This window comes from Peribacillus asahii (assembly GCF_003570725.1).
In the GTDB taxonomy this organism is placed as follows: Bacteria; Bacillota; Bacilli; order Bacillales; family DSM-1321; genus Peribacillus; species Peribacillus asahii.
Map to the genome: position 1 here is coordinate 147,004 of NZ_QWVS01000013.1, position 23,138 is coordinate 170,141.

26 protein-coding genes are annotated in these 23,138 nt (G+C 41.1%); all 26 read right to left on the reverse strand.

Annotated elements, in window-relative coordinates; translation table 11 throughout:
• Positions 1-2,511, reverse strand: a complete 2,511-nt coding sequence (locus tag D1953_RS06930; RefSeq protein ID WP_119116438.1) for a hypothetical protein — start codon at positions 2,509-2,511, stop codon at positions 1-3.
• An 11-nt stretch (positions 2,512-2,522) separates the two neighbouring features.
• Positions 2,523-2,819, reverse strand: a complete 297-nt coding sequence (locus D1953_RS06935) for a hypothetical protein (protein ID WP_119116439.1) — start codon at positions 2,817-2,819, stop codon at positions 2,523-2,525.
• Positions 2,819-3,619: a hypothetical protein gene (locus D1953_RS06940; protein ID WP_119116440.1), complete on the reverse strand. Its 801-nt coding sequence runs from the start codon at positions 3,617-3,619 to the stop codon at positions 2,819-2,821. The genes D1953_RS06935 and D1953_RS06940 overlap by 1 nt, the downstream gene beginning before the upstream one ends.
• Entirely contained in the window at positions 3,616-4,785 is a 1,170-nt protein-coding gene (locus D1953_RS06945) for a baseplate J/gp47 family protein (RefSeq protein ID WP_119116441.1), read from the reverse strand. The genes D1953_RS06940 and D1953_RS06945 overlap by 4 nt, the downstream gene beginning before the upstream one ends.
• Positions 4,778-5,143, reverse strand: a complete 366-nt coding sequence (locus D1953_RS06950; RefSeq protein ID WP_119116442.1) for a DUF2634 domain-containing protein — start codon at positions 5,141-5,143, stop codon at positions 4,778-4,780. Before D1953_RS06950 ends, D1953_RS06945 begins: the two co-directional genes overlap by 8 nt.
• A gap of 12 nt (positions 5,144-5,155) precedes the next feature.
• Entirely contained in the window at positions 5,156-5,620 is a 465-nt protein-coding gene (locus D1953_RS06955; RefSeq protein WP_119116443.1) for a hypothetical protein, read from the reverse strand.
• Complete coding sequence (locus D1953_RS06960; RefSeq protein WP_119116444.1) at positions 5,620-6,471, reverse strand: phage protein; 852 nt, start codon at positions 6,469-6,471, stop codon at positions 5,620-5,622. The genes D1953_RS06955 and D1953_RS06960 overlap by 1 nt, the downstream gene beginning before the upstream one ends.
• Positions 6,455-6,787, reverse strand: a complete 333-nt coding sequence (locus tag D1953_RS06965) for a phage baseplate plug family protein (protein WP_119116445.1) — start codon at positions 6,785-6,787, stop codon at positions 6,455-6,457. The genes D1953_RS06960 and D1953_RS06965 overlap by 17 nt, the downstream gene beginning before the upstream one ends.
• Positions 6,787-7,362, reverse strand: coding sequence for a LysM peptidoglycan-binding domain-containing protein (locus D1953_RS06970; protein ID WP_119116446.1), 576 nt, complete (start codon positions 7,360-7,362; stop codon positions 6,787-6,789). The genes D1953_RS06965 and D1953_RS06970 overlap by 1 nt, the downstream gene beginning before the upstream one ends.
• Positions 7,362-12,101, reverse strand: a complete 4,740-nt coding sequence (locus tag D1953_RS06975) for a phage tail tape measure protein (RefSeq protein WP_119116447.1) — start codon at positions 12,099-12,101, stop codon at positions 7,362-7,364. The genes D1953_RS06970 and D1953_RS06975 overlap by 1 nt, the downstream gene beginning before the upstream one ends.
• A 4-nt stretch (positions 12,102-12,105) precedes the next feature.
• Positions 12,106-12,252 carry a hypothetical protein gene (locus D1953_RS21175; RefSeq protein WP_182480546.1) on the reverse strand — a complete coding sequence of 49 codons (147 nt, stop codon included), beginning with the start codon at positions 12,250-12,252 and terminating at the stop codon, positions 12,106-12,108.
• A gap of 28 nt (positions 12,253-12,280) precedes the next feature.
• Complete coding sequence (locus D1953_RS06980) at positions 12,281-12,583, reverse strand: hypothetical protein (RefSeq protein ID WP_119116448.1); 303 nt, start codon at positions 12,581-12,583, stop codon at positions 12,281-12,283.
• Positions 12,584-12,670: 87 nt separating this feature from the next.
• Positions 12,671-13,063, reverse strand: a complete 393-nt coding sequence (locus D1953_RS06985) for a phage structural protein (RefSeq protein WP_119116449.1) — start codon at positions 13,061-13,063, stop codon at positions 12,671-12,673.
• A gap of 13 nt (positions 13,064-13,076) precedes the next feature.
• Complete coding sequence (locus D1953_RS06990; protein ID WP_119116450.1) at positions 13,077-14,090, reverse strand: DUF3383 family protein; 1,014 nt, start codon at positions 14,088-14,090, stop codon at positions 13,077-13,079.
• A gap of 4 nt (positions 14,091-14,094) precedes the next feature.
• The gene (locus tag D1953_RS06995; RefSeq protein WP_119116451.1) at positions 14,095-14,583 is read right to left on the reverse strand and encodes a phage neck terminator protein; all 489 of its coding nucleotides are present in this window, start codon (positions 14,581-14,583) and stop codon (positions 14,095-14,097) included.
• On the reverse strand, positions 14,564-14,917 hold the full coding sequence (locus tag D1953_RS07000) for a hypothetical protein (RefSeq protein WP_119116452.1): 354 nt from the start codon (positions 14,915-14,917) through the stop codon (positions 14,564-14,566). Before D1953_RS07000 ends, D1953_RS06995 begins: the two co-directional genes overlap by 20 nt.
• A gap of 1 nt (position 14,918) precedes the next feature.
• Positions 14,919-15,524 carry a hypothetical protein gene (locus D1953_RS07005; protein WP_119116453.1) on the reverse strand — a complete coding sequence of 202 codons (606 nt, stop codon included), beginning with the start codon at positions 15,522-15,524 and terminating at the stop codon, positions 14,919-14,921.
• The gene (locus D1953_RS07010; protein WP_119116454.1) at positions 15,525-15,872 is read right to left on the reverse strand and encodes a DUF4054 domain-containing protein; all 348 of its coding nucleotides are present in this window, start codon (positions 15,870-15,872) and stop codon (positions 15,525-15,527) included. It lies immediately after the preceding gene.
• An 11-nt stretch (positions 15,873-15,883) separates the two neighbouring features.
• Positions 15,884-16,183, reverse strand: a complete 300-nt coding sequence (locus D1953_RS07015; protein WP_119116455.1) for a hypothetical protein — start codon at positions 16,181-16,183, stop codon at positions 15,884-15,886.
• The gene (locus D1953_RS07020) at positions 16,183-17,061 is read right to left on the reverse strand and encodes a DUF2184 domain-containing protein (RefSeq protein ID WP_119116456.1); all 879 of its coding nucleotides are present in this window, start codon (positions 17,059-17,061) and stop codon (positions 16,183-16,185) included. The genes D1953_RS07015 and D1953_RS07020 overlap by 1 nt, the downstream gene beginning before the upstream one ends.
• A 14-nt stretch (positions 17,062-17,075) precedes the next feature.
• Positions 17,076-17,522 carry a structural cement protein Gp24 gene (locus D1953_RS07025; RefSeq protein WP_119116457.1) on the reverse strand — a complete coding sequence of 149 codons (447 nt, stop codon included), beginning with the start codon at positions 17,520-17,522 and terminating at the stop codon, positions 17,076-17,078.
• A gap of 12 nt (positions 17,523-17,534) precedes the next feature.
• Positions 17,535-18,620, reverse strand: a complete 1,086-nt coding sequence (locus D1953_RS07030) for a DUF2213 domain-containing protein (RefSeq protein ID WP_220453357.1) — start codon at positions 18,618-18,620, stop codon at positions 17,535-17,537.
• Positions 18,621-18,666: 46 nt separating this feature from the next.
• Positions 18,667-19,419: a phage head morphogenesis protein gene (locus tag D1953_RS07035; protein WP_119116459.1), complete on the reverse strand. Its 753-nt coding sequence runs from the start codon at positions 19,417-19,419 to the stop codon at positions 18,667-18,669.
• Positions 19,406-20,728 (reverse strand): anti-CBASS protein Acb1 family protein, encoded by a 1,323-nt coding sequence (locus tag D1953_RS07040; RefSeq protein WP_119116460.1) that lies wholly within the window; start codon positions 20,726-20,728, stop codon positions 19,406-19,408. Before D1953_RS07040 ends, D1953_RS07035 begins: the two co-directional genes overlap by 14 nt.
• 6 nt (positions 20,729-20,734) lie before the next feature.
• Positions 20,735-22,192 (reverse strand): phage terminase large subunit, encoded by a 1,458-nt coding sequence (gene terL / locus D1953_RS07045; protein WP_119116461.1) that lies wholly within the window; start codon positions 22,190-22,192, stop codon positions 20,735-20,737.
• On the reverse strand, positions 22,173-23,066 hold the full coding sequence (locus D1953_RS07050) for a terminase small subunit (RefSeq protein WP_245979960.1): 894 nt from the start codon (positions 23,064-23,066) through the stop codon (positions 22,173-22,175). Before D1953_RS07050 ends, terL begins: the two co-directional genes overlap by 20 nt.
• Between the last annotated feature and the right edge of the window lie 72 nt (positions 23,067-23,138).

Consider the following 23,138-nt stretch of genomic DNA (forward strand, 5'->3'; position numbering starts at 1 on the left):
TTAGAGGCCCCCCGCTTTTAATCTTTTCAACACATCATACAAAATATTTGTATTTACTGAAATTGCTGTTGTATTATCCTCAACTTTTTTCGTCGCATCTTCAAGAGCTGACCGGACATTGTTGGCAAATTGAGCTGATACATTCACCGGGCTGGATGTGAAAGCTTGGCGATTATTAACAATGTAGCGAATTTCGTACTTTGCTGTTGCCTCGTATTTGCTCGGCTCAATAGCGACCCTGACTTTACCATATGCATTTGAAGTTTGCACAACCCAATCTCTATCGACTATGCCGTTTTTATAAACCGCGATTATTTTTTCCGCTTGATATGCCAATGGGTTATTGGACGCGGAGTTTAGAACATACCCGTTTGTTATATTCCCCGCACTAGAGAATTGGAACGCTGTTGCCGTCTCCTTCATGACAACCCCGCCACCAACTTCAACTTGTGTTAATCCGTTTACGCTAATTGCACCCTCTGAACGGATTTCCTCAACTTTCGGAATCGCTAACACATAAGACAGTTTGTACGGCGTGTAATTTGCTGCTTTGTTCGCCTTGACGTAATCCAATGTTTGCGTTGGTGCATCTGTGCCATCAACAACGGATACCCATGCTGTCGGTTTAAATGTTGTTGGATCGACCGTTTTCACTTTCCAACCATTGAAATAAGCTTTAATTTCGTCCCCTGTCGGTGTGTATGTTTCCGCAAATCCTGTATCTTGGTCGGACACTGTAAGAAATACAAAGTTATTGTCGCGTGGATAAGCCAAATCACCTGTTTTATCCGTTCCGGTGTAAGCATCTGTAGTGATTTTTAACAGTGCGCCGTTGTGTTTAGAAACAACCCCTAATCCTTTACCGTTGCTCGCGATAGGTGTCCAAAAAAGTTTATATCCACCGGCATCCGTAACGTACCATGTTGAAGAACCATCCAAAACAGCATCCTCAATCACCTTGCGTTTGAAATACTTGGCATCTTGTTCAAATAAACGGTCCGCAACATCTCCGATTTTTCCTAGTTTTGTTTCGAACAATGCATAAGATTTATTTTGTGGTACGAATGGTTTTGCTGTTGCGCCTAGTGTGAGCATTGGGTTTTTGAACAAGAACGTTCCTGCCTCACTGTTGAAAGTGTAAAAATATAAATTAAAATCGCTGTCCGCGGTGAATGTCTTGGTGCTTGTAGTAAGAACGATCGCACCGGATGCACTTTCTTTTCTTCCGTAATACATGCCCTCGCCTGAAACGGTGTATGAAAAACCTTTTTTAACAGGGATTATGACAGATGAAATTTGCCCGCTTGCTGTGGCGTTCAACTCTAATTCATATTGGCTTAGAATTTTTGCGTTAGGGTTCAACGTCCACTCACTAAACGGCGGCAATAAATTCTCACCCTCTGCCATGATGTACGGATTTTGCAAATGCTGCACACCTTCAACTGATGGATAACGGCGTAAAACCTCATCCTCTAGCATCGTTACGTTGATTGCATCATAATGCTCTTTCGTTACCTCGTATAACGGCACTCTTGGAGCATGTAGGATGGCCTCCGGTTTTAGTTCGATTTCTAGTTCGACGTAATCGGTGTTGATTAAAGATGGCGTTGCACTGCCGTCCGTTGGTTCGGCGTAGGCTAGGAAGTGAAGGAATCCATTAGAATCACTATGCTCGGCAGTTGTATTAAGAGCCAACTTAGAAACAGCCGCGTTAGTTGTAGTTGCTACAGTTGTAGACCAAACGTTACTAGCGTTGAGCCATACTTTTAAACTAGCTTTATTTCCACCAACGGACGATCCGAAGCCATGCCAATTACATGTAATTTTTGAAACATTATCCTTCAGCCACTGCACCTTATCCGCAACTGTCGAGCGCGGGATGCGGCCTAATTGGCGTTCTACTTCTGCGATTATATCGAATGAGAATAGGTGTTGCGCGATACCTCCGTTGACGCTGCTTCCGTGAACGGAATTAGCAGAATTTAAGGAATATAAATTACTATACGCCCCTTGACTAACCTCTGATGAAAACGATGGAGGAATAGCAAGGATAGTGTCTGTTATTTTATACTTGGCATTATGCGGATTTTCCAACGTAATTCCCGCGACTTTCCCCTCGAAATTAGCAACGCGGATTAATGTTGGACGCTCTGCCTTTGCTGTAAACTTCGCTACCCCTGCTGTAATAGAAGCATCTGCCCATTTAAGTTTTGTTCGTTTGTCGGCTAAAACATAATATTTCAACGGATCGAGTACCGTGTTTTGCATTGGGATTCGTGTACAGCCTTCAATTTCGATGTTAACTGGAGCATCGACTCCGCCGTTTAAAACACTCAAACCGTGGATTAACGTTTGTTTTTGTCGACCCGCTTCTTCTAACTGTGCATGTGCATCAGCAATCCCTTGCTCCATCCGATTCATGTTACCAGCACTAAAAGGCGTTCCCTCTTGAATAATGTTTCCTTGTGCATCTTTAATACGATCTTGCCATTGTTTTTGTGAATAAGGCATTCAATTACCTCCTAAACTCTCTTTAATGTGTATTTAAAAGAAATGAGTAAACCGTTTATATTTGGTTTTACGATGTTATCTGGTTGATCATCGAATACGGCCCCGTCTTGGTCTAACAACTCAAATTTCGTAATCGTGCCGCTCACTGTATCATCTAAATACAGATAAATCGTAATAACGTCACCTGTTAAATCTGTTTTATAGATGGGCGTTTTGTATTTCACTCCACCCACCGTGTACTGACCTTCTTTGATAAAGCCCTTTAGCCAGTTTTTCATTTTGGTATGTCCACCAGTTGTAATAGCCATTAAATCACCTCTCCTGCAACAAAATTCCCGCAAATCGGATAGATTTGTAAAAACGACGAATAAACCCCACTTAGTTCAAAGTTGGAGTTGTAATCCTTGCTGATATTGTCTCCAGAAACATAGTCCCCGCAGATTAGATAAGGGTTATCCGCTTTGGAATAAGCACCTCTAATGTCTAAAGATGCTTGATAAAGTGCATTCCCATTTGTGATTTGTTCCCCACCTGCCATCATGTGGCCAGCGTAGTTTTCAAATGGATACATCCAGCGTTGGTATTCATCGGCTGCAGTTAATTCTCTTTCCAAGAGATATTGCCATTGTGTACCTATTCCGCCTATTCCCACTCGATTTAAGTCAGAAAAGGGAATGCCGTATGGATTACCATCGCCTTTTACCGTAATAAAAAGCATGGCTGGTTCCCCGTCAAAAGGGCTTCCTTTAAGACTCCACCCTTCTTGGGCACTAATAAAATACTCATTCAAATAGATTTGTAGGAGTTGATTTATACTCTCGATGTCCCCATCTGATAAAAAGTTTGTCACAATTCTTGTCTTTATTTTCAAGCGATACTCTTCATCGGTAGACAAGCCTCGGAATTCTCCAACGATTTCTTGACCTAATCGATCTAATGCTTTGCCTTCCGCTAAATCAATATCTCGCCATTCCTCCATACGGTTCAATGTGCTATCAATATCATCTAACTGTGAAGAAACAATCGATATTAATTTACCAATCTTACTTTCTTTCGTCTTTTTATACGCATCCGTAAGTTTTGAGAGAATGTTATCTAAAAAAATCATGACACCACAACCTTATCAAAACTCGTTTTCGCAACCTTTCCGTCAAGCACTGTGATATTTCCAGATGCGTATGTTACTCCATCCGTACTTAATTCAACTGTCACATCATCTACAATATTTAGTTCTATAATAGACCAGACAATTTGGTTAATAATCACATTCTGTTTCAGTCCAAGACCCGGATATTCTGTGCCGGACTCACTTTCCCCACCGATATAATTTAAGATTTGAGAACGTACTATTTCTATCCCATCGGATGGAAAATTAGCTTTCTTTGTTAAAGCCACCCGTACATAAATCTGAATGATTTCAGGCCGGGTAAACCCGATATAATGCTTGATATTTTTTGAATCAAGAACTTCTACTACAGTCGAACCGAATGATTGTATCCCACCAGATTTTCTCCCAAAAATGGCTTTTGCCACATCGAGATCTGTGCCACCAAACACAAATGGGGCAATAGATTTAGGAGGAATGCCATCCTTCTCTACCATTGATGTATTCTGGCTTACAATAGCATCACGAACACCAGGCACCTCTAACAGTTCAGCCTGAATGCCTTCTAAATCAGATGAACCTTTATTAGGAGGATAGGATTGATATCTAGTGTATAAAGCTGTATCTGTTTCTCTATCCGTGCCACCCGCTGTTGGTTCTAAATTAATAACCTCAAAAACTACTTCTGGATCGGGATATAAAATCTCTGTAATTTCGCCCGCAGCCACATTCCCTTGCGTTCCTTTTTCCTCTGCATAAATCTCTACGATAGCTTCCCCTATTTCATCCAGAACGGCATCTTCGGTTGTCTCAAAATAAATATTATTTTTCGTGCCTACAATAAAACCAGTCTCTATGGTTGCTCCAGGTGTTCCTCTTATTTTCACTTTTCCATAAGCATACTCTTCGAGGTTCCTGCTAATACCCTTGAATCTTACGGCTCGATCAAGAGAAACCCCCTCAGCTGTGCCAGGGAATGAGTTGTTATAAACCTTCTCTATTACCTGCCATACGATAGCTAAAAACCATGCGTAAAGACGTATTAAGATACCAAGGAAAGAACGTGGTGATAGATTAATTGTTTCACCGAATCCTTCTCTAGCTTTCGCTTCCATTTCCTCAATGAGTTCAGCGTATGTTTTTTTCTTAAAGCCATTTTCATCAAGCATATTCTATATTCACCCCCTCCAAAGAAAGTGTTCCTCCGTCTGTTTTTTTCATTTCCAGAGAAACAGATCTAGTCCGTTCTTGTGGATTATCCGTAAAAATAACATCTTCAACAGAGGCAATTCTCTCTTCTTGTAAAACTGCTTCAACGATATCTTCATGAGCTTTTGCTAGGTCGGCTTCTTTCCCTAAAAGGTTATCGAAAACCAAGCCATGGTCCGGTTCAAGAAAAAACTCTCCTTTTCTAGTTTCGAGAATCATCCGTACGGACTGGGCCAATTCTTCATCACCTTCCACCATGACGATATCACCGTTTTCATCAATCACTAAGTCTCCATCCACTATTTTGGGAGAAAACATGTTATCACCGCCTTATGGAGCAAAGTTTAATATTCCTGTTATTACAGCATCCCTCTGGTCATGAGTCCGGTTAAACTCGGGATCAAAAGGAGTTGTGCCGTTTAAATTATCGAGTGCTCTTTCCGCAAATTCTACAAAGACCACATCATTTTTCTTTAGAAATGGTTTGAATTCTATTTCGTTTTTCGTATGGATTATCCCATTCGAACCATCAACCCCACCATACGCCCCTGTTAATCCTGCAATATTTGCAGGAATGGGATGAGAAATCTTATACCGCATACCAAGAATCGGGACATCTTGCAGAACAGGGTATTTATCGGTATCTCCATCTGTATCAACCGATAAAAAAAGAAGCTCAACGTCTGCCGTTTGCTTCTCTTCATTGAACGATATAACCCTCGCTGGTGCTTGTGTACGGATAGATAACTTGATTCGCCTTTCTAATAGGTCGATAAAATTCGTATCATTTGCCATTAGATCACATTCGCTTCCGTCATAAAATTACCGCCATCACAGTAATGTCGCCCATTCTTGGCTCGATATTTACCATCAATTCCTTTGGACTTCAATTTAACGATGGATGCAACAGCCAGCCGATGTTGGAGAAGGCATTGTACTTTATATCCTTTTCCGTTTTCATCATCGAAAGGTTCAGGACTACCGATTAAACCTGTTTTTTCTTCAAGTGTAAATCGTTCGTCGTCACCTTCTTTAATCGACCGAATGATTAACTTCCCTCGCTTATAGTAAAGAGCAGCACCACAATCTTTCACGACTTCTTCCAGGTTGTTTAATATTTGACCTGTGACAGTATAACCCTTTTTATACGTAACATCTTTCGGCAGCTTCATTTGTGCTAATTTAATCCCTAACACGCTGCAAATTTTTTTGATGATAGTTGACCCCTTCGTTCCTGCTTTAAAGGCAATCTTCAATTTTTGCTTCTTTCCTTTTTCTGCTTTGTCCGCTGTTTTAGAAGTGACTTTAACCCGAGAATAATCATCTCCTTCTAAAAAAGAAATCGTTGTGATTTTGTCTACACCATTTCGATTTGTAAGGATTTTTGTGATTTTCCCCACTGCAATCACACCGTAATCATCTTTATATCCAGCTTGGATTGTACAGGTATCTCCTTTTTGCATTCGGTTTATCGAATCTTTTGAGAGATTATAAATGTCCACTGTGCTTGTATTCGGCTTTGAATCATCATCAAAAGGAACGTCAAAACGTATTTCCAAACCTTTATTAGAGAAGGTTGTGGAATACTTGCCCTTTACCGTTACTTTTATGACACGACCAAACATCGCATTAGAGCTCATCTTCATCACCTACATCATCAATATAAACAAATACCGTCTCACCGAAATTATCAAATGTGATGCGATTCTCTTTTCCGCTTTGATCAAGTGGAATAAGGGTTGGTGCCGGAAGATTAGGGTTAGGAACGTCTGACCATAAAGGAATGCCTAACCTGAGTTTTTCCCCTAATACAAGTGATTCTTCATCCGCATCGAAAAGGTTAATGGTAAAGAAATCGCCTATTTCGTTGTAATTGATTTCAAGAAAAAACGATTCCTCCGCTAAGTCGATTTCAAAGCGTTCAGGAATCGTGTTTTTGTCAAACGGGATATAATTTCTCATTATTTCACCCTCAATTTCACGCCAATGGGGATGGCTCGATCAGGATACTTATTCCACTTCCTTAATTGTGGAATGGATGTACCGTACTTTCGTGACAACTCCCAATAGGTATCCCCTTTCTTCACTTTATGGTAAACGGCTGTTGTTTTCTTCTTATCAACAGGCTGTTTTTTCCCTGCGTTTGTTTGCTTTTTTTGCTGCGTTTTTTGCTTAGGCGGCACCTTTTCCCACGAAGTATTAACGATACGAATAAATTGTAGTTGGATGTTTACTGCACTACCATTTGCCGTTTCATTCGTTCGGTTGTCATCAATACTCAAGATAATGACATTTTTGAGGATTGAACGTCCAACATAGCTGAGTATTTCACCCTTTTTCATGGAATGTCGTAATTGCTGCAGACGTTGTTTAGAATCCTTGCCTAGTACATACCCACTCAGTGATATAGATTTAGGTTGTTCTTGAACGTGATCAGAAAACGGGACTCCTTCTTCGACAGGATAAGAGGTGGCTACTACTGAATCATTTATATCTTCGCTTGTTATCTGTAAATATACATTTCCAAGCTTCGCCATTATCGAACCACCCCGATTCCGTAAATGGAAATCAATTTATCATAATGATCTTCAAGTAAATCAGCAAACATCCTTTTCACTTTCGCTTCATCAATATTTCCTTTACTGTCAGCCTCGATATGAACAGTAATTTGAGGATTATAGTGAATAGCAGCACGAGAATCTTCAGAAGAACTAGCAACACTTGTTAATGGTGTGTAACTGCCTTCTGACGAATCTTGAGGTGTATGGCCAAGCTCCTGATTCGCTTGTTGAAGCAGAGCATGAGCGTTTTTTCTCATACTTGGCTGAGTTGGAATGATAAACTCTTTCCATCCGTTCTCGGCTAAAGTAGCGACTTGCGGATTATAAGCAATGCCACCTGTTGCATATCTCCTTGCTCCTGTCGGCCCCCAACCGGAACGACCATAAGGTAAATCCCTACGCCAGTTTGAGTTATTAAAGAACGCTAGTAGCTGATGATACCCGTTCATAATATCCCCGAAACCTTTCAATTTGTATTTATTGAAGGTTTGAGGGATATATTGGAGCAATCCACGCGCTGGGTTACCATTCCTCATATTAATATCGTTTACAGCTGGTGATTGAATAATCTTTTCGTTACCGGTAGACTCTCGTTGGATTTGCGCAATGATTCCTTTTAATTCACTACCAGATAACGCTACCTGCATTTGCGCCGCGGCTTTTATAATCATGTTCGACCAAGCCGCCGCACCGCCGGTAATACCCACGCCGCCAGTAGAACCAGCACCAAAACCGAAACTACTAATTTTATCTTTCAAATAGTCAACTGCGCCGTCTTTTATTTTCCCGAGAGCAGCTTTACCAATCCCACCAATATCATGTGATAGAGGATTCTTAGCAATAATTTTTTTAATGGCACTTGCTGGATCTGCGATAAATGACATCACATCGTCCGTTATTTCACTCGCTTTATTTAATGCACTGCCTGCTACTTCTTTCGTTTTGCTAATGGCACCACTTGCTGTATCCTTCGCTTTATCAAGAACTGCACTAGCAGCGTCTTTAATCGATCCACCATTTCCACCCGCATACCCCGGCATCGTTCCTTTTAATCCACCAGACATCATTTGACTTGTTTGGGACGCAGTAAGCACCTTAGCCCCTCGAGGCAAGTCAACAATTTCAGCTCCATTTTGCCCGACTATCCAAGCATCTCCATATGGCATGTAAGCAAGCTCCGGACCTTCTTCACCAACTACGGAAGCTCCACCGGAATGATAATTTGTCCCTCTTGCGTTAGAAGCAACTTTGGATTTACTAGAACTATATCCAGCAGGATTCCAAGTGGGAATCTCCGGAAGATTAAAAAACTTTAATGCTTTATTAATAGCACCAGTAACAGCGTTGTACACTTTCGCTAACGAAACCTTAAACTGATCCCATTTTGAAAGAACTTGTCCTGTTTCCCAATCTACTTGTTTTATATGACCTTCCGCTTGTTTCTTAGCTTGTTCGACCACTTTAATATGCATGTCTTCAGCTTGTGCAACTGCGTTATCACGCTGTGACTTTGCCTTCGCTATAATGTCATCATGTTGTTTCTTAGTAATAGAACCATTTTCGTAATATTCCGCATCTGCTGCCGCAACTACGTCTTTATACTTTTTATTGGCTTCTTTTACAGCACCGTCACGAGCTTTCTTTGATTGCTTAACCACATCAGCAGCTTGTTTAGCACTAATTTCACTACTTTCAGCTTTTAACGTTGTCATGATTGTGCGTTGTTCTTTTGCTGACTTTGATAATGTTTTGACAGCCGTGTTGTTCATTCTATTTTGAATCTTGTTGATTTCACTACGCTCTTTATCCGTCAAAGAACGTCTTTCTTTAGCTGCCTTATCCAAAATTTTGTTGATTTGTTCTTGATACTTTTCAACAGTTTCTTTTTGCTTTTTATGGTTCGTTTCAACGCTTTTGGTTATAGCACTTTGTTCTTTTTTGGAAAAACCGGAGTCTTTCATAAAATCGGATAAAGTCTTTTCGGATTTACCGAACTTTGTTTTCATGGATTTCTGAATACTATCAGCCATATCGTCATAATTCGCCTTTAATGACTTCGCCGTTTTCTTTGAAATCTTTTCCCCAGACCAATACAACAAATTCAATTGTTCTGTCGCTTTGTCATTTAGCTTTTTATAACTGTTGTATGCTTTTTCTGTCGATTCAGATACCCCTTTACCAAAGTCCATCTTATCGGTAAGAGGGTCTTTCACTGCATTATCGTAAGCGTTTTTCGCTGATGCTGCGCCTTTCACAAAGGTTGCACCAGGAATAACATTAGTAGCTACTTGTGTGAGTATTGGATGCTTTTCGGTAAAATCACTGACCGTTTTTTTAATTTCTGGCCATTTCTCTTGTACAGTTGCACCAAACTCACTACCGAATTTAGTTCCTGCTAGAGAACCAATCATACCTCCAATTGCAGTGCCGATGCCTGGGGCAACGATTGAACCAATTGCGGCACCTGCTGCACCACCAGCTAACGCTCCACCAAATCCACCTAAATCCTCACCGGCAGTATCTCTTGTCATGCCTACCAAAGATAGTCCAGCAAGTGCGGCACCCGCATACGGGATAACCTTTCCTACCCTCGCAAACCTGCCAGCACCTTGTGCAACATTTGTCGTGGTATCAGCTACGTTACTCGCTGTGTTACCGAAGTTTTGAATCGTTCTTGCTCCGCCAACTGCTGTACCTCCACGCGCTGTACGACTTAAACGACGACCGTTGCTAGAAGTAGTGCTTGTACCGCCAGTAGTATTGCCACCAAGATTGTTGCGAGCTCGATTGTTGCGTTGTAGTGCTGCCGTGTTAGCGTTAATAGCAGCTGTTTCATTGTTAAACGAGCGACGTGATCCACTCAACCAACTACCGACATACCCAGCACCACTTCTCAACTTACTAAACGCACCGATTAGCGTACCTACACCTGTAACAACGCCTCCTACTGCAATAGATACTAAACCTAATCCAGTTACTAATGCACCACCAACCAAAGTAATCATTGTCCATTTAGCCGCCGATTCCTTTGTCGATTGATCTAAACTATTAAACCAATTCGTTAAGTCTGTGACACCTTCTGTCACACTTTTCACTGTCGGTATTAAAGCTGTACCAAAGTCCGTTGCAAGAGTATTTGAAGATGATTTCAGCATGTTTAATGAACCATAAAGCGTGTCCATTTTCTCTGCCGCAACGCTGGCTGCTGTTGTATCTTGCATAGCATCATTCATAGCTTTGTAGCCTTTTGCACCTTGGTCAGCCGCAATTGTAGCAGCACGCACAGCATCAGTACCAAACATGGTCTTTAATGCATTTTGTTGTTGTTCGTCAGATAGACCTTTTAACGAATCTTGCAACAGTTGGAAGATTTCATCCATATCTCTAGCTTGACCATTTGCATCAAAGAAAGCAGATGAAACCAAACCGGATTGACTTGCTAATTTGTCGTATTCTTTTTGAATCTTAGTAGCTGTAGCTCCAGCACCAGCTTGTTCTTTGGCCATAGCCATTAACGATGCAGAAATATCATCGAAGCCTTTTGATGCTGGTTGAATCCCCTGTTTAATTAAGAATTTATAACCATTCGCTACGTTTGTAGTACCTAATCCCAATTGTGCCATTTGATTTGCAGCTGCATCAGTTTGTGGCGACAAGTTCATTAACATCGTTTTCAGTGATGTACCTGCATCCGAGCCTTTCAAACCGTTTTGAGCTAGCACTGCTAGAGTCGTAGATGTTTCTTCAAAACTAAACTTAAGGTTATTGGCCACTGCTGCAGATTGAGATAAGCCATACGCCATTTCTTTTACATCAGTTGCTGAAGCATTGGCGGAACCAGCTAATAGATCCGCGGCACGAGTAGAACTGATTGTATCGTTTGTGAACGAGTTTAAAGCCGTACTCATAACCTCAGATGCCTTTGCTAAGTCAAGACCACCGGCTGTTGCTAGATTAAGAGCATCCTTCAGGCCGCCGGCAAGAATATCTTGCGTCGACACACCAGCTTTGATTAACTCTTCCAAACCGCCAGCAACTTCGTTGGAGCTGTACTTTGTTTCCATCCCTAGCTCAGTGACCATTTTAGATAGCTTATTACCGGATTGCTGCCATTCACTATCAGACATCAATGCCTCTACATCTTTCATCGCCTGCTCGAAGTCTGCCGCTTGCTTAACAGCATAACCTACACCCGTACCAACAGCGAGTGTTACATCGGCCATCGATGATGTTACATCTTGGCCGAAAGTTGAAGCTTGTTTTCCTGTATCTTGAATGGTTCTACCTAATCTTTGAAGTCGTCGATTAGAATCTGATATAGAATCTGACCAATCGACTAATCTACGGCGTGCGCCGATTAACTCCTCACCATTACGGCGGGTACTGTTCGTTAAATCATTCTGCGCATCCCGTGCACTTCTTGTACGACGTGCACGATTAGCAAGTGATTCATTTAAATCAGCTTGGGCATTTGTATTCCGGTTTGTACTACGTGTATTGTCATTTGTAGAATTTGTACTATTTCGCATTGTCCGGTCCAAGTATATGAACGTTCCCCTAGTACGATCAATGCCATTACTGGCACCATCAGCTGTACGTTCCAATTGTTCCATGTTGCGGCGCGTTGCATCAATCTGTCTGTTCGCTGCTGCTAAGCCTCGTGTTTCAACATCCATTTTGACGCGCATCGTTGTGTTTCTAAGCGTTCTTGACAATCAATTATCCTCCTTTCCCGAATAATTTGATTTTCAAGTTAGCGGCAGCTACCGCCATCCCTAATTGATCCGCTGTCATCACAGCTACGTCTTCATGAGACGCGATACCGGCGATGACAGGCAGCCAGTACATTTCATCTTCCACTAACATCCGTTCGTACTCTTCTCTCTTCTTTCGCTTAGAGTTGGCGACCAAGAAAGTTGTCGGCTAAATTCATTACCTCACGATAGCCGGCATTTTCATCCCAATAATCCCAAGTTGTTCTTGGATTAACAATTACGTGCTCCATAATATCTTCATGGTATTTTACGTTACTAAAGCTGCCCTTCCCTGATGAATCATCTAAGATTTCTTGTGTTTTGCGTGTACCCGGGAACTGGAATGTGTATTCCACACCTTCAACCGTGTGTTTCTCCTGTAATCCAAATTTCGATTGTTTTTCTTCTTTTACTTGTCCTTGATTTTGATAATTTTCAGCCATTTTAAATACCTCCGATTTTAGTTTTAATTACGAAAAAGACAGCCTTATTAGGCCGCCTCTTTGTATCGCTTAATTGCTTTTGAAGCATTAATCAGTTGTGTAGTCAAATACTACAACTTCAAATCTACGAGCTCCTGCATCATTGCCGTACTCTTTATCTGGTACTTTTTTAATTCGTGCTCGAGTTCCACCGGCTTTTTCCGATGGTGTCCCACTATAGTTTACCCAAATTGGAAACTCTTTTTTAGATTTAGCCAATGCTTGTAAGTATGCATAAGAAGGAGAAGTTTGCGACAATGTGGCCCCAATGGTCCCCAATGGATTATTATTCTCCGAAATAATTGGCTCACCTTGAGCACTGGTCTTCACCGAAAATGATTCTTCATTCTTATTTGCACTAATAAAAGAACCATCTTCAAACCCTGTAATAAATCTCCCATCAGCCACAAGTGTACATAGATTAGCATCATAATTTCCCATGAATGAATCCCCCTTATTTTAGTATCTCGCCTGAAATTTCCGCGGTATGAATAGCGCCGGCTAGTTGGAAAGAAAATGACAGACCTTTATAAACGCGAGCTGCACGTTCTGCTACAGGTGTTTCCAATCTTGATTTAGTTTTCACTGTAAATAATGGGTTTTCGTCATCATCGACCGCGATAATTCCATTCGTAACCCCACGTAAAAGAGTGGTAGTAGCTTGTCCATTTAGCACACTGATTCCTCGAGCATCGAAAGAAAGTTTTGGATTGTTAGCAAAAGCTGTTTGGATGTTATTCTCCATATCCGTTTTAACCCAATCTTTTCCGTGAATGACATCAATGTACTCGCCGCTCGCTACTGTACCCTCACTTGTTTGGCGAATACCCGCCTTTGTAACATAAGCGATAGCCTTATCAGTATGAATCGCGTTTAATTCTGTTTTTGTGAGGTCGAGTGGCGTGATACCTTTTAGCGTTTTAAATTTCCAAGTGATGGATCCGACCGTTTGACTGCCTAATTCACCGACTAGCGCCGCATCTGGTTCCTCCGCCACAATCGTATGATAAAAAACGACTGTACGGTCATAGGCTTTTGTTTTGAACGCAGTGCGGTCAGCGGCTGCGGTTGCTTTGGTAACATAGATTTTATATTTTTGAGATTCCACATAGTCGGCAACAGCAGTTTGTTCTACATTTGTCGCATCAGTAGTAAGCAAGAAATACCAATCATTTTCAAAGTATTTCGTTACGGCTTCTACTGGTGTTTTCGGATCACCAGCCGATGCAGCGGTATCATAAGATGCAATAGCAATCTCCGCTGGCGCATGATCTTGCGCAAAAATGGCAGCTGCTTTCTTATAAGCATTCGTTGATTCTGCGTAATCCGCTTTAACTGCTGTCAAATCGCTATAGCTTTTGTACGTACTTGTTCCTGTTTTTTTAGCAAGAATTAAAGGTTTCCCAAGCCCAATAAGTCTTGTTGGTTTTTGAATATCAATGGTTACTGTTACATCACTTAACGGCATTTATTCAACCTCCCAAATTAGTAATTTCTACTTTTTCAATCGTTTCAATTTGACGAATCTGTTCATCTACAGCCCTGAACTGAACATCAAATCCATATCTGTATTCATAATCGTCTACTAAAAAAGTAGTTCGATTTTCGATATTTCCAACACTAGCGATAACAAAGCCTTGCTCTCTAATAAATTCCTCGCCTAAAAACAAAAACCACTGATGAACTTTGTGAGCAAGCCCAATAGTAGTTTCGGTGTTTTCAGCAAAAATAGAAAAAGAGATTGTGAATGTATACTCCTCTGTCCGTTTTTCGTATGGTCCGGATTCACTATCATGGAGGGTAACTGCTCCTCTTCCCTTTCCTTTGATATAAGGAGAAGTGATATTGTACATCCCATAAGGTGGCTTTGGCGCTGGAGCCTTTGTATTCCCTTTAATGATTGGAATACCGATATCTTTTTTTATTTGAGTAATCAGTTCTTTAACCGCTACTAGATTCATCGCCGGCCCACCTTGCATAATAGATATTAATATCCATATAGTCGCTGTAATCCTCCATACCCTGAATCGTGTACGTAATATTTTTATATAGAAGTCTTTGTCCAACCTCTAATACATGAGTAGTGTAGATTTTTCGGTCCTTCTCACTATACGTTCCATTTTCAGCATATTGCAGATCATCCTTTGTTAAGGGAAAGATGGCCCCTTTCAAGTTAATTGGAACCAATTTACCCGCTGGAACCCAATCCCCATTGTCTGCCCAATCCCCATCTCTTTTTTCATAAGCGACGAATGGCACGCTATGCTCCTCGAGTAAATCAGAGAAATCAAACATGTTATCCATCATCCCTCACTACTTTCCATGTAACGTGCCGCCTTAATTCACCTGTATCTATTAAAGGATTACTAGAGCCTTTATTGGCAACTGTTAAGGACGCATTGGCAGGTGTTCTAAGGTCTGTCATTTTCTTTTGGATATCTCCAACTATAAGAGCACCAAGTCTTTCGAATAACTGCCTTGCTGTAATTTCTAGTGACAAGACCTTTTCGATTTGATTTTCAATAAATTCAGCCCAATCACGTTCGTTTTCATCGAATGTAGAACGAATGAATGAACGCTCTGGGATATTGACGGATTCTTTCAATATGAACATCGTTGTCAACGTACCATCACGATTAGCGAGTGCTAAAATATTCTTTCCTTTCGGTTTGAATAATTTATCGCCAAAGTCTTTCGGTCGCTTCTCGCCGGCCTCTTTTGTAGGAATAGCTAGATACTTGTTTTTGGCTTTGATTTGCATACCAAACTCATGCACCGTAGCAATCATCTGATAAAACGAGTCATCACTACCAAACACACCGATTTCTACTGCATAACGGTTGAGCTCATTGATTTCCCGCTCTAACTTTTCAAGGTTTTCTATATCGTCAAAGTATTCCATCTATATCACCGTTAAATTAATTTTTTTCGGCTTATAAAGCTTTAACAATCGTTGATACTCTTGGCCAAATGGAGTGGCATCTAGACCTTTACTAGAATCAATAGCAGATGAAGTGAATGTACGCTTAATAGGACCAACTGTTTCAGATTGGGCCTGTCTTTTACCTAATGATCCATAGTGAGCAGCTAAGTAGCGAGTGAGTTTTTCTTTGTACTTATCCGCAACATCAAGCTCCTCAACTTCAAGTTGTGCATCTTCAATCAATAAAAGCACCTGTTCATCAGACAATGACGAAAGGTGCTTTGCAATGGATTTTACTTTTTCAGGTGTTGTGAGTTTCTCACTCATACCAGCACCTCCTACTCAGCTTTTAATTCAGCGATACGCTTGTCGATTGCTTCAAGAACAGTTTTACGGTCCTCTTCTGCTTTCATGACTTCTAGCATGTCGACGTCATATGCATCTTCAACAAGCGCGATAACATCCTTCGCAGACGTTTTACCTTTTTCATAGACAAATTCACCTCGCTGATCTAACTCCGCCATGAGTGGATGAGCTAGAAATTTTTCAAACTCCTTTTCACCCACTTTGTTTGTACCAGGAATTAATACAACACCCGCCGCTTCATATGAGAAATTACCCTTATTATTTACTAACATTAGATACCGTCACCTCGCACAATCGCCATTGGATAACGCACGATTAAGCCTGTTGTACGCTGTTCAAAAGGCACTTTGTAATTTGGGAATGAGTATTCTTGTGGATGGCGTGTAATATCCATTGGAATGCCCAGTTGTACAACCTCTGGTGAAGAATCAAGCACGACAAAACAATCTGCACCTGCAGTACCTTGTCCCTTAATATCGTTTAATACTTCGATGCGAGTAAACCAACGCTGTGATTGGATATATTCCAGCACAGTTTGCTTAGTGAACTCATTGAACGGTTTTTCCAGCAATTCAAACGAATCAGGCGTAACCAGCAATGTGTCAGCAGTATGACCAGGTAATTTATTGACTTTATTTTTTGCTTTACGAATATCAGCAACGATTTCATCGGCTGTTTTATCAGCCCATGTTGTTTTTCCAGATACACCTTGTGGTACGGCATACACTTGGATACCAGTAGTTGACGTTAGACCTTTGATGTTGTGAGCAGAGTCACCAATGAAAGCGAGTTTATTTTCTTTTTCAGCAATGGCTTTACGAGCCGTGTCGACTTTTACGGTTTCTACTGTCATGCCTGCCATTTGAGCTTGACGAAGTTCTTGCACCGTAATATTAATAGCAGCAGCAATTGAGTAAATATTGACTGTATGACGGTCTAAATCAGCATCAACTAACGGAATATCTGTAGCGCCCGGAGCAAGAATTTTAGCGGCCCCGGAACGATTGAATACATCATACGCATACGTTTCTGCGCCCGCTGGAATATCTGTTTTTAATGCAAAAATACTACGTGCCTTTAGTTCCTCTTTATGCGGCTCATAGATTTTAGCATCGATAGCTTGTAAATCTTGCGGTCGTAATAATGACATAGTTATTTTCCCTCCTATGGTAAGTTAATTTCGATTTCTACAAGTTGATTAGCCGTTGCATTGGATTTAAAAACAGCTCCTGCGATTGTAATTGTTCCACTTGTTGAGAATTTTTGAGTTGTTGGATCCACTTTAACCGCTTGGCCGTTGATAATATCGCCTCCTGCAACAACAAAAATACGACCACGTTTTACGATTGCAGCCGATGATGCCACTTCGTATTTTTGGTCGTCTTTCTTTTCCACGTAATCATGAATGTGTTGAGCTAACGCGATACCGATAACCGTCCCACCCGTTTTAATCGGCGTGATTGCTGTACCTGTCGCATTTAACTGTACAGCTGCACCATATGGCACGGCTTCTTGGACTGCATATGAATCTGCTACATAGTTTTGAAAGTTTGCTAGTTGACCAGCTTTGCCCGCTGGCTCCATGTATTGCGGATAGGATGTAATAGACATTCCGTTTCCTCCTTATTTACGCATGTTTAGGCGTTGAGCCTTCATGTCGTTGATTTCTTTAGACTGAGTACCAGCTGAATCAACCGTTAATGCTGATTGAGCACCTGTTGAACTAAAGCCATTCACTTGAACATTAGCGACAGTTGCATCATAGAAGGCATTGATATAATCATCAGACTTACTATCACCTTTAAATTCGGGATTTACAGACTGAATGACCGCTTCTTTTAGCTCACGGTCAGTTTTACCTGTAAAGTCAAATGAATCGCCTAGAAGTGGCTTTACAGTAGCAATAAGCGCTACACGTTCCTCAACTTTCTTGTCTAATTCATCAGCAGACAATTGTTTTTCTTTTAATTGAGTAATCTCAGCATCTTTCGCTTTGATTGTTGCATCTTGTGCATCTACACGCCCTTGTAACGTGTCTACTTGTTTAATTTTTAATTCAGCAGCATCAAGTTTCGCCTGTTGTGCTTCTAAAAATGATTTAACAGCTGAATCCACTTCATAATCTTTCCCATCAATCTTATAAACTGGCATTTTCCCTTTTCCTCCTTCATTTTCAATCTGCCATGCATCACTGTCGTTACGGATGCCAATTTCAGGACCTGCACGACCATGATCTACAACAGCAATGTGATTGATTTCAATATTCTTTTGTACTGCATCAAACCGTTGGCCGTTGTATTCGCCCTCACGTTGTTCAATATCGCTTAAAAATCCAATAGATACCTCTCGCTTACCAGCTTTAATCTTGTCGATTAGCTCGCTGTCTGTGACAGTAAATGATACAAGCAATTTGTCACCATCTACACGCGCATCTGTATGGCTTAATCCTTTTGCTAACTGTTTATGATTAGCAGTCGTTACAAGCTCACTTGGATGCTCATCAGTAACAGCTTTTGATTGTGCTGATTGCACTGTGCTATCTGACAATATTTCCTCCGGAAGCTTTGCTTCATAGCTTGTAGCCCCGTCACTACGACGATAAGGAAAAACCCCTGTACGTGTAATTGGGACGTCCTTAAATGTTAGATAACCCTCTGTCGTTTCTTGATAGTCTTTAATATAAGACCTATCGAATCGTTGGAGCTTCAATATTTCACCCCCTTTCAGCAAATAAAAAAGCCACTCTATGAATGACTCATTCAAAAACAGGTGTCCCAACACACCTGCAACGATAATCGCTACCTGGAAACTTCCCATTAGCACCATTCTTATAGTCATACACTTTACCGCTGTAATTGCGGTGTTCTTTTCGCACACGTTCGTCACCTGCAGTTAACCAAGTAAACTTTTCAACCCCCATCGCCTCATGACGTCTCCTTGTTAGTTGTCCATGTATACTGCCACTTTGATCAACAGCAATAAACTCTGCTCGACTCTCGCTGACTTTTCCAGTTTTCATGATTTGATTGCGAATCTCTTTCATGCTTGTACCGTTCTTCATCCCCTCGTACACAATCGCCTCAATTTTGTCATGGTACTGGGAGTGAATGAACTTGATATACCCTACATTCTGCGTTACAGATGATTTTACGAAGTCATTTAGCCAACCCTCATGTTGTATAGGATTAACCGCTGCCACTCTCGCTTGATCGTTCATATTCTTCATGTTAAATAGATTCAGGCCACTCACAAATGTATTTGCAAGATTCGTAATTTGGGAGTCAGTAAAAATATTTAACGTCAACGCCCTAACCAGCTTAAGTACACGCTGCGCAAATGTTAATTCATCAGCATCAGCTTGATAAGCTTTGATGTTCATTTTAATCGCTCTATCATACTCCTGAAGTGTGAAACGAACCATCTCTTTAATCATGCGCTTCATACCTTGCTCATAGGCCTTTTCAACAGCATATGGATAGCGTGTAGGTGGGATATTACGCTTTACCATCTAGAAAACCCTTGTACACTTTCCTAGCTATATCGTCTAGATTAGCACTATCACCAGAGTATTTATTTTCCTCAGTTAAACCAAATTGACCGAAGCGAGCATTGCGCACCTCATCGACCGTATGAACACCATTTACAATGTAAATCTGGTCTGTTTCAGCGATTAGTTTACGAATCTCTGCATCTGTTTTGCTATCAACTTGCCATAAAGGATTGAACTTGATTTCCCACTCTAACGATTCAGGATCTACGTTGAACTCTTCTGATTGCATGATTAATCGAATTAATCTCTCGAGTAACGGCTTTATCACGTTCTCTTGGTCTGCTGCAATACGAGAGTAATAGTTCATCACATCGTATTGAGCACCGGCGATAGTGCCGGACTCCTGCCCTTTAAGAACTGTCTTCGGCATTCGAGCTGAAGCAGCCATTACATCCCATACAAAATCAATCAGCTGGTCAATACCGCTGACGTTTGTTGTTTGCTTCGTTAATTCTTCGTCATTCGCGATTAATGCAAGTGCTTCGGTTCTAAACATGAAATCCATTAGCATAGATAATTCTTGCTTATCCCTCGAATTCATACCATCAATATCCTTCGACTTGTACACCTTGAATGTGTAATCATAAAGGATTTGACCTACGCTCCACAGAGTCGTATCAAATACCTTAAACACATCATTCATTGCTTCAATAAGCGATTGTCCTTGTACCTCGCCTTCTAGCCATCGTGTACGAGCATGTAACAATCGTGAAGTGTGAACCGCTGCATTCCCTTGTACTTTGCTTGCCATATGCTTAGATGAACGGTCAATGACTAATGAATCGAGCTTGCCATAATGAATGTCGAATACATCCTCATTTATGATGAACTCGCTGACCTTATAACTACTGAAAGCATGTAGGTAGTCGACCGATTTTACCTTATCCGGCATTTGTTGTTTTAAATCAAACATGCTTGGTTGCGTGACACCAAGCGAGATAAAGCCATCGCCTTGAATACGCTCATACATCATCATGCGCTTGAAAGCGTCTTTTGCATTTAGATCAGCAAGCTTGCTCAGGATATTTCGTGAAAGCTCATCATTATCACAACGCAAGGTAAACCAGTTGCGCGTCATATCCTCCGCTGGAATATCGACCACATTTTGAATGATTCGGTTTTCAGCATATAAAGCATTTAACTCATGTGCTGGTGTGCGCACATAAGTACCTGCGCTCATTCGGGCTAACTTATCCCGTTTACCGTTACGCCCTACACCGTCCATGAAATCGGTCACGTATCGCTTAGTGGTTTCTAAAATACCCATCTGTTATCACCTGCCTAACAAATTCTTGTATCGATCCACGACGTTCGTTTTACCACTGTACATCTGATTCAGTGCTTGCGTACAAGCATCCACCATATCGTCATGTGCAGCGTTTGGGAAGCTGACCAGCTCTTCAATAAATTCCTCAACCCATGGACACATTAACGGATGTGGTAAATAAACATTGCCGGCTTCAAATAAAGGAGACACCGCATTAGCACGGGCCTCCTTTCCTCCTTCTGGATTAACATCTATAATCCCACTGATTTCGTCCTGTAATGTCTGAATAACAGCAGAACCATTTGCCTTATCCTCGATATATTTACTTCGTGCTTGTGGATGCTTGTCTGTCATAGCACGAATGGCTTTTACCGTTTCAGGAAAGCCCATTCGTCTATGGTCTTGATCTACCAAGAAGAAGTTTGCTTGTTTTTTACTCCATACCTGACCAGCAACAAAGTCGCTTTTATCAGATTCCTTAAATGTACAATCCCATGATTGAGCCATTTTATCGATATGCACTGGATATATCATCACGTCATCACTCAAGCCCCATTCACGCTTTTGCTCTGGTGTTCGGACATAGTACCGCAACCATTCACGCTTAAATATAGCACCGCCAGCTGGAGTCGGACGTTGTTGGTAAAGTGAAGCCCATGTTCTCGAACCAACTTCAACCTTTTTATCCGCTGCCCATTGTTCATCGAATCCAAGCTCCGGACATAGTGCCTCACCTTCAGCACGACCAAGTAAATCGTTATCATCTTCTGCAATTGCTGGCAGTCGTAATCTAATCCATTTACGAGGACTCTTTTTAAGCAACCGACCGATTAAATCATCTTCATGCCATCGTGTCATGATAACAATTAACGATGCGCCTTTATGCAAACGCGTTGAAAGCGTCGACTCCCATTCATTCCATATCTTTTCTCGAATAACAGGAGAAGCGGCTTCTTCGGCATTTTTAATCGGGTCATCAATAATCATCAAGTCAGCACCTTGACCTGTAATAGAACCACCAATACCTGTCGCAATCATACCGCCTCGTTTTCCTTCAACGCCCCAATCTTTTGTGGCACTGTTGGATTCTGATAGCAATTCACCGAATAAATAAGAAAACTCCCCAAACTTATTCCGATTCAAACGACCGAACTTTGTAGCAAGGCCATCCGAATAGGCAGCGGCAATAACACGTTTATGCGGATTTCGCGCAATGTAATAGCTTGGAAATGTTTCAGTCACTGTCATTGACTTACCATGACGCGGCGGCATTTCAATAAGCACCGATAGTTCCTCACCATCAGCAATGCGTTGTAATGTCTCACAGACAAGCTCCGTATGTCGGAAATGCTGAAAATGGCCATGATGAACATATTCCACATAATCGCGATAATTACGGCGTGCAAGCTCTTTATTTGCCTCGTAAACTAACGCTTCAATCTGTTCATTTGTTAGAGTTGGCAATGGCTCTCAACTCCTCTGTACTCAAATTACTGAAATCAACAACATTGATATTTGCATTTCCAGAACCCTTCGTTTCGGAACGAGCTTTTGCAATATCAGCTTTAAGTTTTTCTTCCTGTAGCTTCTTACGATCGTTATCCGAAAGAAGATCCGTATATTTAGAAAGGAACTCTAAAGCTTTCATCTTATCAGCTAGCTTAATAGATACGCCGTCTTTACCCTTTTTGACTTCGGTTATGATTGTTCCATCGACCATTGAGGATTCCTGAAAATCCACATAGTTAACTTCAACCATAATAGGATTTCCTTCTTCATCCTCTAAAGGGCCAAAAGCACCCATTGCTTGAACCTCTTTCTTACCGAACTCAACAAAGTCAGTTATATCAGCCAAAGCAATATCGATGTATTTCTGTAAAACCGCACTCGCATCTAACATTAGACCATCAGCCACTTCTTTTTTCATGCTCTCTATTTCAGATTTAATACTAGCCTTTACTAGCAACCTACTACCGTTAGCATTTGCTGTAAAATAATCACATTCATAAGCCTTTTGATATGCCTTTGTAGCATTAAAATATTTGACGTAATACATACAAAAAAGCCACTGTTTATCGGTCAATTCGCCATCTTCATTAAGCGGCAAATCATCTGTAACAGCAGCCTTTGTTTCAGTAATACTCTCCTTATTCCGAGTATCTTTTTTTGTATGCATACTTTTTGGTTTTGTGTGCACACCTTTTTTATCTTTTGACCATTTATATCGAGTCTTCCATGACTTAACGGTATTAATCGAGACATCATACTTTTCAGCAATATCTTTATATTTCATACCGCTCATATAGTCATGTTCGGCTAGTTCGTATTTTTCAGCCACCCCTCATCACCTGCCACCTCCTTTTGATTTGAGTTATTTTGGAACAAAGAAAAAAGCACCCACAATGGATGC

What these genes read in the sequence shown, in the direction of transcription:
- D1953_RS06930 (WP_119116438.1), bottom strand. Translation starts at nt 2,511, where the DNA reads ATGCCTTATTCACAAAAACAATGGCAAGATCGTATTAAAGATGCACAA.
- D1953_RS06935 (WP_119116439.1), bottom strand. Translation starts at nt 2,819, where the DNA reads ATGGCTATTACAACTGGTGGACATACCAAAATGAAAAACTGGCTAAAG.
- D1953_RS06940 (WP_119116440.1), bottom strand. Translation starts at nt 3,619, where the DNA reads ATGATTTTTTTAGATAACATTCTCTCAAAACTTACGGATGCGTATAAA.
- D1953_RS06945 (WP_119116441.1), bottom strand. Translation starts at nt 4,785, where the DNA reads ATGCTTGATGAAAATGGCTTTAAGAAAAAAACATACGCTGAACTCATT.
- D1953_RS06950 (WP_119116442.1), bottom strand. Translation starts at nt 5,143, where the DNA reads ATGTTTTCTCCCAAAATAGTGGATGGAGACTTAGTGATTGATGAAAAC.
- D1953_RS06955 (WP_119116443.1), bottom strand. Translation starts at nt 5,620, where the DNA reads ATGGCAAATGATACGAATTTTATCGACCTATTAGAAAGGCGAATCAAG.
- D1953_RS06960 (WP_119116444.1), bottom strand. Translation starts at nt 6,471, where the DNA reads ATGAAGATGAGCTCTAATGCGATGTTTGGTCGTGTCATAAAAGTAACG.
- D1953_RS06965 (WP_119116445.1), bottom strand. Translation starts at nt 6,787, where the DNA reads ATGAGAAATTATATCCCGTTTGACAAAAACACGATTCCTGAACGCTTT.
- D1953_RS06970 (WP_119116446.1), bottom strand. Translation starts at nt 7,362, where the DNA reads ATGGCGAAGCTTGGAAATGTATATTTACAGATAACAAGCGAAGATATA.
- D1953_RS21175 (WP_182480546.1), bottom strand. Translation starts at nt 12,252, where the DNA reads ATGTTAGTGGAAGATGAAATGTACTGGCTGCCTGTCATCGCCGGTATC.
- D1953_RS06980 (WP_119116448.1), bottom strand. Translation starts at nt 12,583, where the DNA reads ATGGCTGAAAATTATCAAAATCAAGGACAAGTAAAAGAAGAAAAACAA.
- D1953_RS06985 (WP_119116449.1), bottom strand. Translation starts at nt 13,063, where the DNA reads ATGGGAAATTATGATGCTAATCTATGTACACTTGTGGCTGATGGGAGA.
- D1953_RS06990 (WP_119116450.1), bottom strand. Translation starts at nt 14,090, where the DNA reads ATGCCGTTAAGTGATGTAACAGTAACCATTGATATTCAAAAACCAACA.
- D1953_RS06995 (WP_119116451.1), bottom strand. Translation starts at nt 14,583, where the DNA reads ATGAATCTAGTAGCGGTTAAAGAACTGATTACTCAAATAAAAAAAGAT.
- D1953_RS07000 (WP_119116452.1), bottom strand. Translation starts at nt 14,917, where the DNA reads ATGTTTGATTTCTCTGATTTACTCGAGGAGCATAGCGTGCCATTCGTC.
- D1953_RS07005 (WP_119116453.1), bottom strand. Translation starts at nt 15,524, where the DNA reads ATGGAATACTTTGACGATATAGAAAACCTTGAAAAGTTAGAGCGGGAA.
- D1953_RS07010 (WP_119116454.1), bottom strand. Translation starts at nt 15,872, where the DNA reads ATGAGTGAGAAACTCACAACACCTGAAAAAGTAAAATCCATTGCAAAG.
- D1953_RS07015 (WP_119116455.1), bottom strand. Translation starts at nt 16,183, where the DNA reads ATGTTAGTAAATAATAAGGGTAATTTCTCATATGAAGCGGCGGGTGTT.
- D1953_RS07020 (WP_119116456.1), bottom strand. Translation starts at nt 17,061, where the DNA reads ATGTCATTATTACGACCGCAAGATTTACAAGCTATCGATGCTAAAATC.
- D1953_RS07025 (WP_119116457.1), bottom strand. Translation starts at nt 17,522, where the DNA reads ATGTCTATTACATCCTATCCGCAATACATGGAGCCAGCGGGCAAAGCT.
- D1953_RS07035 (WP_119116459.1), bottom strand. Translation starts at nt 19,419, where the DNA reads ATGGTAAAGCGTAATATCCCACCTACACGCTATCCATATGCTGTTGAA.
- D1953_RS07040 (WP_119116460.1), bottom strand. Translation starts at nt 20,728, where the DNA reads ATGGGTATTTTAGAAACCACTAAGCGATACGTGACCGATTTCATGGAC.